This is a genomic window from Vibrio sp. 5S239, from assembly GCF_041439575.1.
In the GTDB taxonomy this organism is placed as follows: Bacteria; Pseudomonadota; Gammaproteobacteria; order Enterobacterales; family Vibrionaceae; genus Vibrio; species Vibrio kanaloae.
In genome coordinates, this window is sequence record NZ_JBGOOM010000011.1 from 52127 (window position 1) to 65997 (window position 13871).

Annotated in this window: 10 protein-coding genes; 5 read left to right on the forward strand and 5 right to left on the reverse strand. The window is 44.1% G+C overall.

What is annotated here, in order from left to right; all coding sequences use genetic code 11:
• Positions 1-28: 28 nt before the first annotated feature.
• Positions 29-2143: a DNA internalization-related competence protein ComEC/Rec2 gene (locus ACED48_RS10875; protein WP_017057033.1), complete on the reverse strand. Its 2115-nt coding sequence runs from the start codon at positions 2141-2143 to the stop codon at positions 29-31.
• Between the two features lie 215 nt (positions 2144-2358).
• Between ACED48_RS10875 and ACED48_RS10880 the strand changes: the two genes are divergently transcribed.
• A complete protein-coding gene (locus ACED48_RS10880) occupies positions 2359-2871 on the forward strand; it encodes a DUF2062 domain-containing protein (protein ID WP_029627076.1) in 513 nt (170 codons plus the stop codon).
• A 190-nt stretch (positions 2872-3061) separates the two neighbouring features.
• Here the strand turns inward: ACED48_RS10880 and lolE are convergent, their stop codons facing one another.
• The 3 genes from lolE to lolC are packed head-to-tail and all read right to left on the reverse strand — an operon-like array spanning position 3062 to position 6200.
• Positions 3062-4306, reverse strand: coding sequence for a lipoprotein-releasing ABC transporter permease subunit LolE (gene lolE / locus ACED48_RS10885; RefSeq protein ID WP_017057030.1), 1245 nt, complete (start codon positions 4304-4306; stop codon positions 3062-3064).
• Positions 4307-4999: a lipoprotein-releasing ABC transporter ATP-binding protein LolD gene (gene lolD / locus ACED48_RS10890; RefSeq protein ID WP_017057029.1), complete on the reverse strand. Its 693-nt coding sequence runs from the start codon at positions 4997-4999 to the stop codon at positions 4307-4309.
• A complete protein-coding gene (gene lolC / locus ACED48_RS10895; protein ID WP_017057028.1) occupies positions 4992-6200 on the reverse strand; it encodes a lipoprotein-releasing ABC transporter permease subunit LolC in 1209 nt (402 codons plus the stop codon). Before lolC ends, lolD begins: the two co-directional genes overlap by 8 nt.
• Positions 6201-6427: 227 nt before the next feature.
• On the opposite strand from lolC, the gene ACED48_RS10900 reads away from it, so the two are divergent.
• From ACED48_RS10900 to ACED48_RS10915, 4 genes are all read left to right on the forward strand, one after another.
• On the forward strand, positions 6428-6997 hold the full coding sequence (locus tag ACED48_RS10900; RefSeq protein WP_017057027.1) for a hypothetical protein: 570 nt from the start codon (positions 6428-6430) through the stop codon (positions 6995-6997).
• Positions 6998-7003: 6 nt separating this feature from the next.
• Complete coding sequence (mfd, locus tag ACED48_RS10905) at positions 7004-10465, forward strand: transcription-repair coupling factor (protein WP_017057026.1); 3462 nt, start codon at positions 7004-7006, stop codon at positions 10463-10465.
• Positions 10466-10527: 62 nt separating this feature from the next.
• Entirely contained in the window at positions 10528-11295 is a 768-nt protein-coding gene (locus ACED48_RS10910) for a peptidoglycan binding protein CsiV (RefSeq protein WP_017057025.1), read from the forward strand.
• 133 nt (positions 11296-11428) lie between these two features.
• Positions 11429-11974, forward strand: coding sequence for a GNAT family N-acetyltransferase (locus ACED48_RS10915; protein ID WP_017057024.1), 546 nt, complete (start codon positions 11429-11431; stop codon positions 11972-11974).
• 114 nt (positions 11975-12088) lie between these two features.
• Here the strand turns inward: ACED48_RS10915 and ACED48_RS10920 are convergent, their stop codons facing one another.
• Positions 12089-13378 (reverse strand): NAD(P)/FAD-dependent oxidoreductase, encoded by a 1290-nt coding sequence (locus ACED48_RS10920; protein WP_017057023.1) that lies wholly within the window; start codon positions 13376-13378, stop codon positions 12089-12091.
• Positions 13379-13871: the final 493 nt, after the last annotated feature.

Here is a 13871-nt window from a genome sequence, read left to right on the forward strand (position 1 = left end):
ATCGCTTAATTTTCTCACAATAATCTATCTATTCTACTCCCTTACGAAGCATCTGCCTATACCACTGCCCACCTTGTTGCTCTCTAATCGTATGATATTTCCAACCTTCCTGATTGACAGTGATGGTTATTTGGCCATTTTCTCCTGTATCAAGCCAAGCACTCCCCACATCTCGATAACGTTCAATAACAGATGAATTTGGCATCCCCCACTGATTACCTTTTGCTAAAGAAGCGATTGCCACTTGAGGTGAAACCGCCTCGATAAACCGAGTAATGGAGGACGTGTCGCTACCATGATGCGGAACCAGCATCACATCGCTCTCAAGCCGATCCCCTTCACGAGAAAGTAACCACTCACTAACTAGTTCAATATCACCAGTTAGTAACATAGAGAACCCTGAACTGGGCTCAGATACTCTTACAACACAAGAATGTGGATTGTACGCTCTCTTCACGCGTTCAGGAGGCCAAAGAACTTCAAAAACAACATCTTGCCAACTCCAAACTTGCCCGATAGTACATGCTCGAAGATTAGATTCCGCTGGTGCATTTATGCTTTGACTAGTTCTTATCCACTTGGGATTGTAATAGCCAAGTAACGCCGGATAACCACCTGCGTGATCAGAATCAAAATGACTCACAATCACACCCTCTAGTTCGTTAATCCCCCTTCGATTTAATGTAGGGATAAGCAAAGACTCGACAATCGAGCCGCCAGCCCACACATTACCAAGGTCGTAAACCACGACTTGATTATTCTTTTCCAGAACCAATGATAAACCGTGTCCGACATCCAAAATGTCGATGGTTAATCTATCCTGCTTAAGGCTTGTCGACTCCCACCACAGCACAAACACCGCAATGACGAATATCGATAGAGCCTGTTTAAGGTACTTATTAATGAAACCGAAGAATAAAATGAGAAACACAGACAACGCCATCGTGTGATCATCAACTTGAATCCAAAAACGTTTAGAAAAAGGAAGGCTATAAACCAGAGGCTCAAGCGACAAGTCAACCAACTTCCAAAGTTGATCAGCAAGATCGTTTACCATCAGTGCTACACTGCTTGCCCAAAGTGCTGATTCAGATAATAGGCTGATAAACATTGCCGAGAATAGTAATGGGATCGTCACTATCGAAACCCACGGCAAAAGGAGTAAGTTATAAAAAAAAGAGACTAAACTGACTCCTTTAAAAAACAGTATAGAAAGAGGAGCAATCAGTATCGTCAACATTAGTTGAATCTTAGTAAGGGTTAACCCTCGATTCATCAATGTAAGATTTGAAGATGATGAATTATTATTTAGAGCAATATAAAGAACCACCCCTAGTGCGCCAAAGGATAACCAAAAGCTACTCGACAAAACTGAAAACGGCCATATAAGTAAAACAACGCATAAGCTTAAAGTAACATACCGAATCACGCCTATATTTTGACCCCGCCACAAAAAATAGCTCGCAACAACACACATTACCAAAGCCCTAAGCGTTGGCAACGTAAACCCAGCAAACCAACTGTAGAAATACGCCAACCCAAGCCCTAGTAACATCGGTAACCAAAGAAGCTGAGGTGATAATAATCTAGCGAACTTTCCCAGTTGATAACCGATGCCAAAAGCAATGCCAATATGAAGCCCCGAAATGGCCACTAAGTGGATCAACCCACTGCTTTTCAGTAAATCCCAACGTTCAGGGAGGATAAGTTCTCGATAACCAAAACCTAAAGCCATCATGAGATCCCTATTCTCCAATTGATTTAACCTTTGAAGGCTATTTTCAAACCACTTGGATCGTAAATTCGTACTAGAATAAATTCGATATTTGGTACCCGCTCTGTAAGTTGCATTGGCAACAATACCAGTGCTAAACAGGTATTTTTCTAAATCAAATCCCGCCTCATTGAGTTTGCCCCACACCGGTTTTATTGAAACGGACAAATGGACACTATCTCCAAGCGTCAACTTGAAAGGTGTAAATAACCTCAATTTTATCAATTGAGGGAAGATTAATTTTTCGCCACCAATTGATCTAGCTACTATTACACTTTCAAAACCATGGCTATTTTCACTAAAAAGGCTAACAACCGACGCATTTATGGTAGTATTCTGTCCTGATTGAAATAATCGACCTGTCTGCATTTCAATCGCATTCCCTAGGCAGATAACTAGTATCAATGCTGTTACTGAACCTCTTGCACTCCGGAAAACGCTATACTTTGTTGACGTTATGAGTAATAACATCATCAATGGTGCCCCAACCCAATGTGGCATAACAGGCCAAAAGCTTGCTGACACAGCTGTCGCAGCAAATGAAATCAAGAACCAAGTGTTAAACAAGAGAGTAGCTTCCTCCTATGCCAAGAAAGTTTATCAAACGATTTATGCCTGACCATGAGCTCATCAAGCGTCAGAAAGCATTGAAAGTTTTTGGCAATGTTTTGTACAACCCCAACTTGTGGTGTCTTAATCGTCGCTCTGCGGCTGGTGCGTTCGCTGTTGGGTTATTCATGGCGTTTGTCCCTCTACCAAGTCAAATGATTATGTCTGCAGGCCTTGCTATCGCGTGTGGCGTTAATCTACCATTGGCTGTTGCACTCGTATGGATAAGCAACCCAATCACCATGCCTGTACTCTTCTACTTTGCTTATAAAGTAGGGGCTTTTATTATGCATGTACCACCTCAAGAGTTTCATTTCGAACTGTCGTGGGACTTCATTTTGGCGCAAATGAGTACTATAGGCCCCCCATTCCTATTAGGTTGTCTAATTTGTGGAGTGGTTTCAGCAATGATTGGCTACTTTGGCATTCGTGGCTTGTGGCGCTATTCAGTAGTAAGAAGCTGGAAGAAGCGAAAAGCTAGGTACTAAACCTACCCTTGTATGTACCTTACTTAAAACGTATACAAGCAAAAATCGGATGAACAACTAACCTCTGCAATATTGGTATGTAAGGAAAGTTGTAAGAAATGCAGTTTGAATCCAATAAAAAAGGATCCCATCGGGGGATCCTTTTTTTGCATCTGGAGAAAGAAGATTTATTTGTTATTAGAAGCGAGCATTATTTAGAACTAAGCACCGAGGCCGGATTTAACTTAGCTGCTCGTGATGCTGGGTACCACGTCGCTAGTAGGCTCAGCACAATCGCAGTGCCGGAAACCACAACAACATCCGTCATATCAAGTTGTGATGGCAAGAAGTCGACAAAATAGATATCACCGGACAAGAACTGATGATCGACCAGCTTTTCAAGCCCTTTGATTAGCGTCGTAAGATTAAGCGCCACTAAAACACCTATCGCACTCCCTACTAAACTGCCTAAAACGCCTGAGAACACGCCCTGCCAAACAAAGATGCGCTTCACAAGACCATCTGATGCGCCCATGGTTCTTAAAATCGCGATCTCTGATGCTCTGTCTTTTACAGCCATCATTAAGGTCGAGACGATGTTGAAACAAGCCACACCAATAACCAGTACCATCACCAGATACATGATGGTACGAACGAGTTGAATATCTCGATACAAGAAGCCAAACTTCTGTTGCCAGCTTCGTAGATATACATACACATCAAGCTGGTTACCCACTTCACGCACAATAGAGTTCGCATTCAAAACATCGGTGACTTTCAATGAAACCCCGGTTACCGCCTCACCTAAGTTTGCATAAGCTTGAGCATCGCCAATCGGGATTAGCGCCAAGCTGTGGTCTATTTGGCCATTAAGCGTCAGCAAGCCAACCACTTTCACTCGAACTCGTTTTGGTGCCTGAACTTTGACAGAACCGTTAACCGTTGGAATCATCAAGGTTAGATAGTCACCCACTTTCGCCCCCAACACGTTAGCCACACCAGAACCTAAGATGATTTGTTGTTGCCCTGCTTTAAACTCACTCCAAGCTTGTTTATCAATAAATTTCGATAGACTTGATACCTGTTGTTCAAGTTGTGGGTCAACACCGCGAACTTCAATTGCTTTGAGTTCTTTGCCCTTTTCGGCCAGCGCGGTAATTTTTACATAGGGTGTTGCAGCTACAACTTTATCATTTTTCACCGACTGCTCAATCACGTGCTCCCAGCGAGTCACTGGTTCATTTACACCCTCAAATTCACCATGTGGAATAACGGAAAGTACACGCGACTCAAGCTCTCGCTCAAAGCCATTCATTGCAGACAAACCGATAATGATCACCGCCACACCAACGGCAATACCAATCGTCGAAGACAAAGAGATGAACGACACCATTTTGTCTCGTTGTTTCGCTCGGCTAAATCGGCCACCTATCAATAGAGATAAAGAAGAAAACACTTAGCTCTCCTCTTTTTCTACGTTGACCAATAAACCATCTTGCATGTGAAGCTGGCGATCCATCTTACCTGCAAGTTCACCATCATGAGTTACTACCAAAAAGGCCGTGTCGTACTCGCGGTTGAGTTCACGCATTAAGTCGTAAATAGAAAGTGCGGTGTTATGGTCAAGGTTACCGGTTGGTTCATCCGCCAAGACTAACGCAGGCTTATTCACCAATGCACGAGCAATCGCCACTCGTTGTCTCTCACCACCAGAAAGCTCTGAAGGTCGGTGATCAACACGATGACTCAATCCAACTTTATCCAACAGACGTTGCGCTTCTTGCTTTGCTTTAGCGGGCTTTTCACCACCAATCAACAACGGCATTGCTACGTTTTCTAACGCTGAAAAATCAGATAGAAGATGATGGAACTGATAGACAAAACCAAGATGCTGATTACGAAGTTTGGCTTGCTTATTCGAACTCAGAGACGACAAGTCCTGGCCTAGAAAGCTCACACTGCCAGCTGAAGCATCGTCTAATGCGCCTAAGATATGCAGTAAGGTACTTTTACCTGACCCAGAGGTACCGATGATTGCTACTAGCTCACCCTTTTCGATTTCAAAGCTCACTCCCTTGAGCACCTCAGTATCTAACGAGCCTTCACGGTACGTTTTACGGATATCATTACATTGAAGAAAATTACTCATAACGAAGGGCCTCAGCAGGTTTCACAGACGATGCACGATAAGAAGGGAATACAGTGGCAATCAGGCTAAGTGCAATAGCCAAAACCACAACAACGGCGATTTGAATTGGATCAATCATGACTGGCAGCTGGCCACCAAATGAGAACAGAGCGACACCGAGTGCTTTTAAAATAGTATTGAGGTTCATTGCTAATACAACACCTAACACGCCCCCCGATAACGCACCAATCACCCCACTACTTGCACCTTGAACCATGAATGTCCCCATTACTTGACCGTCGGTCATTCCTTGGGTCTTAAGAATGGCAACTTCAGATTGCTTCTCCATCACCACCATAATCAACGCAGAGATAATATTAAATGCGGCAACACCAATGATCAGCCCAAGCATCAAGCCCATCATATTTTTTTCCATTCTCACGGCTTGGAATAGCTCGCCACGTTGGTCACGCCAGTCACTCCACAACCAGCCTTCCGGTAACGGTTGGTTTGATAACTCTGCCACTTCAAACGGGTCTTCAAAAAACAGTCGCCAGCCTGAAATGGTGTCAGACTTATAACGCATCAAACGACCTGCATCTTGAATGTGGGTAACCATTAATTGAGCGTCAATATCTGAACCTGTATTGAAAATACCGGCTACGGTAAAATTTCGTTGGCTTGGAATACGCCCTAACGGCGTGTATTGACTAGCACTCGTAACCATTAAGCGAACTTTGTCGCCCATCGAGACTTTTAAGTTTCTCGCCAAAGTATGACCAAGGAATAACTGATACTGACCCGCTTTAAGTGAAGACAATCTACCGGCAATCAAGTGATTCTGAAGAGGGTCATCTGAATTAGGTTCAATGCCGATTAACAGACCCGCAGATAACTGAGCAGGGCTTTGTATCACTGCTTCACTACGAACAATCGGTTCAACGTGACCATTGAGCGACATTTGCTCTGCAAAGCTAGGGGCTTGAGCAGCAAGTAACGTTGTGCCTCCTTGCTCATAAACGACGGCTTGAGGGAGCACGCCAAGAATTCGGTCTTTTAACTGCGCTTCGAATCCATTCATTACCGATAAAACAGTAATCAAAGACAGCACACCAATGGTAATACCCGCCGTCGACATATAAGAAACAAAACGGCTAAAGCGATCACCTGAACGGCCTTTCAAATAACGCAGGCCAATAAACATTGAAATAGGATGAAACATACTTTGAACCATCAAAAAGGGATGCGGGTTAATGTAACGGGTATTGCTGTTACTGTGTAGGGGGTAATTGAAAATATAGAGTGAATTAACTCAATTAGTTAGGCTTGAAAAACAGAACCTTGTCAAATAGTGATATTTCAAACAACTATTTAAGACTTTCAATTAACTGACCTTGATTACTGCGGCCACATAGCGATAATCAATAGATCACTTCAAGGAACTAACGCATGACAGAACAAGAGTTTTTCACCGTTCACCACAGCCTTACCGCGAATATAGAACCAATGGAAAGTAACTTCACTTTACCCTCTCAAATTCAGTTCGAATCCGAGATCCCTGCCCCTTTTGTTGTGGCGAGTGAATTTAGCCAATTGGACCTGTTAGCCGACAGTGCTCGCGCTGAACTGAAAAACAGCGACTTGAAGAATGTCACCAGTTTATTGGATGCACAAAACTCTAAATTAAACCTCTTGTTGAGCTTTATGCTATCACAACAAGATGATGAGAAATTTCGTACACACACCTACTCTTTTGGTGCGAGTCAGTTCTCTTGTTTTTCCAAAACAGATATCGAAACAGGTCGCTTAGTTAAAGCTAAGCTATTTATCGAGCACCCTGCCGCCGCTATTTATTGCTACGCGGAAGTCTTCGCTAGCGAACCTAAAGATTCAGGCTTCGAAATAAAATTTAAATATGCTCATCTTCGCGATACTGACCAAGACTTACTGATCAAGGCTGCACTTCATCAACAACAGAAGCTCTTACGTCAACGCTCTCTAGAACGAGATAACAAGTAAATTAACATGACCAAACAATCTATTTTTACACTACCTACACTCAAAGGAGCCGGTGACAAGAAGCACATCGGTAACCTAGTCGGTTCCTCTCTCGCTCTAGCCATAGCTAAACTCGCAGAGCAACACAATAGCCATACTGTACTTGCAGTACCAGACCCACAAGTCGCACTTAAGCTACAGTCTGAAATAGAACAATTTACAGCGCATGAAGTCGCACTATTTCCTGATTGGGAAACACTGCCATACGACAGCTTCTCACCGCACCAAGAGATCATTTCAGATCGTATCGCACGCCTTTATGCCTTACCGACGCTAAAAGATGGTATTACGATCGTGCCGATCAGCACGCTATTGCAACGTCAATCACCGCGTGACTTTTTGCTGCAACACACCCTAATGGTCAAAACAGGCGACCTCTATTCACTAGAGAAACTGCGCCTGCAGCTTGAAAAGTCTGGCTATCGTTACGTTGATCAAGTATTTGGTCCGGGTGAATACGCAAGCCGTGGCTCTATTCTCGATCTGTTCCCTATGGGCAGTAAAGATCCGTACCGTATCGACTTCTTTGATGACGAGATCGACACCATCCGTACTTTCGATCCTGAAAATCAGCGCTCTATCGAAGACATCTCTGAGATCCGTTTGCTGCCAGCTCACGAGTTCCCAACCTCTGAAAGTGCTATTGAAGATTTCCGCATTCGCTGGCGCCAACAATTTGATGCGCGACGTGAACCAGAATCTGTTTATATGCAGGTATCTAAAGGCACATGGCCTGCTGGTATTGAATATTGGCAACCGCTTTTCTTCGACCACACCGAAACCTTGTTCGACTATGTTGCCGATGAAGCGCAACTCTTGGTACTTGGTGACGTAGAAGCAGCTGTCGACACTTTCCTCACAGATGTTGCTCACAGATACGAGCAACGCGGTGTTGATCCACTTCGACCATTACTGACACCAGAACAGCTTTGGTTGAAGAAAGACGAACTGTTCGCACACTTCAAACAGAAACCACAAGTCAGCCTGAGCTTAGATTCAATCGAAGAGAAAGCCGGACGTATCAACCTTCCAGTTGTGTCTCTTCCAGACCTCAGTGTACAACATCAGAATAAAGAGCCACTCGCAAACCTAAGAAAGTTCACTGAAGCCTTCGACGGCAAAGTGGTCTTTTCGGTTGAATCTGAAGGTCGCCGTGAAGCACTTAGTGAATTGATCCACGGCATCAAAGTTCGTCCAAGCGAAGTTGAAAACCTCGACGCGGCGATTAAAGGTAAAGATAAGTTCAGCCTGATCCTCGGTTCTGCTGAGCATGGCTTTATCCACGAAGAGCAAAACATCGCCATTGTCTGTGAAAGCGACTTACTCGGCGATCGTGTTGTACAGCGTCGTAAGAAAGATCAGAAAAGCGTAAACAGCGACACCGTAATTCGTCACTTAGCGGAACTTAAACCGGGTCAGCCTGTTGTTCACATTGACCACGGCATTGGTCGCTACATCGGCCTGCAAACACTTGAAGCCGGCGGCATGAAAACTGAATACGTGACCCTTGAGTATCAAAACGATGCCAAGTTATATGTGCCTGTTGCGTCTTTGAACTTAATTGGGCGCTACTCTGGTGGCGCTGAAGATTCTGCACCGCTACATAAACTCGGTGGCGAAGCGTGGCAGAAAGCTCGTAAGCGCGCGGCGGAGAAAGTCCGTGACGTTGCAGCAGAACTACTTGATGTTTACGCCAAGAGAGAGCTCAAACCTGGCTACAAATTTGTATTAGACCGCGGTCAGTACGCGACCTTCAAATCTGGATTCCCATTTGAAGAAACCGATGACCAAGCGATGGCCATCAATGCCGTTATGTCTGACATGTGCCAAGCAAAAGCCATGGACCGTTTGGTGTGTGGTGATGTTGGCTTTGGTAAAACGGAAGTCGCAATGCGTGCAGCGTTCGTATGTACCGATAACAGTAAACAAGTCGCTGTATTGGTACCGACTACACTACTTGCTCAGCAACACTTTGAAAACTTCCGCGACCGTTTCGCAAACCAACCGATACGTGTCGAAGTACTGTCTCGATTTAAGTCTGCTAAAGAACAGAAATTGATCATGCAGGATGTCGCCGACGGTAAGGTTGATATCTTGGTTGGAACTCACAAGTTACTTTCTAGCGATATTAAATTCAAAGACCTTGGCTTACTGGTTGTCGATGAAGAACACCGCTTTGGTGTACGTCAGAAAGAGAAAGTGAAAGCGATGCGTGCCGATGTTGACATCCTAACACTCACTGCAACGCCAATTCCAAGAACCTTGAACATGGCAATGAGCGGTATGCGTGACTTGTCAATCATCGCCACACCACCAGCACGACGCTTGGCGATAAAAACCTTCGTCCGCGAGAGTGATGATGCCGTCGTAAGAGAAGCGGTACTTCGTGAAATCATGCGTGGTGGTCAAGTTTACTTCCTGCATAACCAAGTCGACACGATTGAAAAGACGGCTGAGTCACTGCAAAAACTGATTCCAGAAGCAAGAGTCACCGTGGCTCATGGCCAGATGCGAGAACGCGAACTAGAGCGCATCATGAATGACTTTTACCATCAGCGCTTCAATCTTCTGGTGTGTACGACCATCATCGAAACAGGTATTGATGTTCCGACAGCAAATACCATATTGATGGATAGAGCAGACCACCTTGGTTTGGCACAGCTGCATCAATTGCGTGGTCGTGTGGGTCGTTCTCACCACCAAGCTTATGCTTACTTACTAACGCCACATCCGAAAGCAATGACCAAAGATGCCATCAAGCGATTAGACGCCATTGCTTCTTTAGAAGATTTAGGGGCTGGATTCACTCTCGCGACTCATGACTTAGAGATTCGTGGTGCAGGTGAACTGTTAGGCGATGATCAAAGTGGCCAAATACAATCCGTTGGTTTTACACTTTATATGGAAATGCTTGAACAAGCCGTTGAAGCACTGAAAGAAGGCCGAGAGCCTTCACTTGATGACCTGTTGCGAGAACAGACGGAAATTGAAATGCGTCTGCCAGCACTATTGCCCGACGACTATATTCCAGACATCAATACTCGATTATCGACCTACAAGCGTATTGCGAGCGTCAGTGATACTGATGAGCTAGCAGAGCTGAAAGTTGAGCTAATCGACCGTTTTGGTAGCCTTCCTGATGCCACCAAGAACTTGTTGTCCGTATCTGAACTTAAGTTAGCGGCCGCGTCTATTAAAGCGAAGAAAATTGAAGCTCACGATAAGGGCGGATTCTTAGAATTCTACCCGGATGCTGACATAAACCCGGCCTACCTTGTTAAACTATTGCAATCCCAACCGCAAAAGTTTTCAATGGAAGGACCAACAAAGTTCAAATTTACGATACCATTGGTCGACAGACGGAAACGAATTCAATTTGTTAGTGATTTATTGAGCGAATTCAGACAGAACTTGCTGCCTTCGGCATAAAGCCCAATCCACTGCACATATAAATTATCCAGCCGTAACAGCGGCTGGGAGACGGAGTAAAAATGAAAAGACTGATCCCACTACTACTATTGTTCGTCTCACTGCCAAGTTTGGCGCAGAGACAATTTGATATAGAAGTGATCATTTTCAAGCGCGCTGTTGATGCGGAAAAAGTCAACGAGTCTTGGCCGAGCACTCAGCCTGAAATTTCACTTGAGCGCGTTGGTTCATTTCAAGATACCCAATATCGCTCCAGGAAAGGCGTGCAGATGCTCCCTTACTCGGAATATAAGTTAGCGCCTCAGAAAAATAGACTGAGCAATCATGCCGGCTTTGAAGTTTTGATGCATACCGCTTGGCGTCAAGGTGACCAAGGTAAAAGCTATGCTCCTGTCTTCCACATTCAAGCTGGTAGAGACTTCTCTAAGCAGTTCAATGCCGACGGTTCTGAGAAAGGCGCTGTGACTGCATCAAACCCGGATGGCTTTCAAGAAGAGACCATTGATAAGCCGCTTTATGAATTAGACGGTAAGCTACAAATCTACGTGCAGCACTATTTATACGCTGAAACAACGTTAGATTTAAAAGCACCAAGTGTTCGTGAAGTGACTCTACAAGAACAACAAATCGAGCTAGATTCACCAGTGAGTGGGGCAGAGAGCAACGTTCAAGTAGGTAACCTCACAGAGATATCTCCGACCGTTGAAGTGGAAGAGTTCCTTAAGAGCTACCGCATGGACCAAAAACGTCGTATGCGCAGTACCGAAACTCACTACCTTGACCACCCACTTCTTGGAATGGTGATTCAAGTTCGACGTGTAGCACAATAAGTCGATGTATAAATAACTTAAGGTATATTGATTCTATACGCCCTCCATTGTGAGGGCGTTTTATTAAGTACAGCACATATTCACACGTACTTACTATTCTTACCTAACATTTACACATTCTTCGGTACTTCTTATGAGCCCTGATTTTCAGATTAATACACAGCACCTTAGCCTCAAAATCATTGAAGCCTCAGATGCTCAAGAATTTTCTCAGCTGGTAAAGTCCTCCCCTAGCTTACTTCCATGGATAGACTGGTGCCACAATGAGTTTTCTATCGTCGAAGCCGAGAAGTTCATTCTGGCAACTCGCTTAAATTGGGTCAAAGCAGACGCATTTGGCTTTGGTATCTTTGAGCGAAGAAGCGATAAGTTAGTCGGTATGGTTGCGATCAATGAACTTTATCACACCTTTAATATGGCGAGTTTAGGTTATTGGGTGGGTGATGACTTTCAAAGGAAAGGGATCGCTAAAGAAGCGATGCTCGCACTATTTGAATTTTGTTTCGCGCAACTCAAGTTAACGCGTTTGGAGATTGTCTGCGACACCGAGAACCTACCAAGTCAAAGGTTGATTGAGAAATGCGGCGCTGAACGAGAAACCATCGCCAAGAATCGCTTTATCTTTAACGGTAAGCCGAAAGATGGCGTTGTTTATTCCGTGTTACCTCCAACCTCTTAACCGTTGTTAGAGTGGGGTATGCAGAGATAGCAATGAATCAACACAAACAAAAAGAGCTCCAAAGAGCTCTTTTTGATTATTGGTGTACACCACTCTTTAAAAAAGCGTAACCGATTAGTGAAGCTTTAAGTTTGGACGAAGTACACGGTTAATACGGCCAACTAACATCATCAACGATGTTTTGATTAATCCATGAAGCGCCATTTGATGCATACGGTACAAAGATATATAAACTATACGAGCAATACGACCTTCAACCATCATCGAGCCTTTGGTTAGGTTACCCATCAAGCTACCTACCGTAGAGAAACGGCTTAATGAAACAAGCGATCCTTTATCTTTGTAGATGTAATCTTTCAGGTCACGACCGTTTAGTTTGGCAATAATATTGCTGAATGCACAACTTGCCATTTGGTGGGCTGCTTGTGCACGCGGTGGAACGAATGAACCATCGGCTTGTGTACATTGTGCCAAGTCACCAATAGCAAAGATGTTATCATCCAGTGTTGTTTGCAGCGTGTTTTTCACAACCAACTGGTTGATACGGTTCGTCTCAAGACCACCGATATCTTTCATGAAATCTGGTGCTTTGATACCTGCTGCCCAAACCATTATTTGCGCTGGGATCTTGTCACCATCTTTGGTTGTTAGGCCATCAGCATCCGCTTGCGTCACCATAGTATTAGTACGAACGTTTACACCAAGCTTCGTTAGCTCAGAGTGTGCAGCACTTGAAATACGAGGAGGAAGAGCAGGGAGAATACGCTCACCCGCTTCAATAAGATTCACGTTCAGCTTACTTGAGTCTAGGTCGCCAAAGCCGTAAGTACGAAGCTCTTTAACCGCATTGTGTAGCTCTGCAGAAAGCTCTACGCCTGTCGCACCAGCACCAACAATCGCAATATCGACGGTCCCTTGACCGTTTTTAGCGTGAAGCTTCAAGAACTGATTGTTCATCTCTGTACGGAAACGGTGTGCTTGCTCTGGGCTATCAAGGAAAATACAGTTGTCACGAACACCTGGAGTATTGAAATCATTTGACGTGGAACCTAGCGCCATCACCAGGATATCGTATTCGAGCTCACGGCTTGGCATAAGCAGTTCACCGTGATCATCTTTAAACTCGCTTAGAGCAATGACTTTACGCTCACGGTCGATGTCGTTCAGGCTGCCCATTTGGAAGTCAAAGTAGTGGTTTTTTGCATGCGCGCGGTAACTCAATGCATCAACACCTTCATCTAACGATCCAGTTGCTACTTCATGAAGTAATGGCTTCCATAGGTGACTTGCTTTGCGGTCTACCAAGGTAATCTGAGCACGTTTTTTACGACCTAAGGTACGACCGAGTTTCGTTGCTAGCTCTAAACCACCAGCACCACCGCCTACTACGATAATTTTTGTCACAATGACAATCCTCTACAAAATGAATAAATGGGGTTCGGCTCGATTACTCCAACCGATAAATTCTATATATCTACTCGGCCTACCTTCAAAGGTTACGGCTTATTTGATAACTGTGATAATGGCTGACAACAGCTCACGAGTAGTTAGAGGGGTTTCAAATAACAAATGCTTTTCTGTTATTCTGCTCACGTGGGTAAAACTAAAAGGTGTCGACCTTCGAGGAAGAACACAAATAATGGGCAAGTTTTTCACTCGCTCTCAATTTTTTTTGATATTTGTCAAAATATTTTTCTTGTGAACATTATATATAGCAAAAAGATGACCGCAACAATAATCCTTAACCTTAATGAGGATTCGCAACGAATGAGCTAACGTTTGAACAGCTCATAATCAAACATACATCAACATCTAGAAAAAAGAGTCCCTCTTAGTTTAGATGTAAAAAAGCAGCACTCGATTAAGTACTGCTTTTTTAGAAAATAGAATAGAGTGA

Bases quoted from the DNA above. Each gene is read 5' to 3' on its own strand.
- ACED48_RS10875 (WP_017057033.1), bottom strand. From the start codon at position 2,143: ATGCAGACAGGTCGATTATTTCAATCAGGACAGAATACTACCATAAAT.
- ACED48_RS10880 (WP_029627076.1), top strand. From the start codon at position 2,359: ATGCCAAGAAAGTTTATCAAACGATTTATGCCTGACCATGAGCTCATC.
- lolD (WP_017057029.1), bottom strand. From the start codon at position 4,999: ATGAGTAATTTTCTTCAATGTAATGATATCCGTAAAACGTACCGTGAA.
- lolC (WP_017057028.1), bottom strand. From the start codon at position 6,200: ATGTTTCATCCTATTTCAATGTTTATTGGCCTGCGTTATTTGAAAGGC.
- ACED48_RS10900 (WP_017057027.1), top strand. From the start codon at position 6,428: ATGACAGAACAAGAGTTTTTCACCGTTCACCACAGCCTTACCGCGAAT.
- mfd (WP_017057026.1), top strand. From the start codon at position 7,004: ATGACCAAACAATCTATTTTTACACTACCTACACTCAAAGGAGCCGGT.
- ACED48_RS10910 (WP_017057025.1), top strand. From the start codon at position 10,528: ATGAAAAGACTGATCCCACTACTACTATTGTTCGTCTCACTGCCAAGT.
- ACED48_RS10915 (WP_017057024.1), top strand. From the start codon at position 11,429: ATGAGCCCTGATTTTCAGATTAATACACAGCACCTTAGCCTCAAAATC.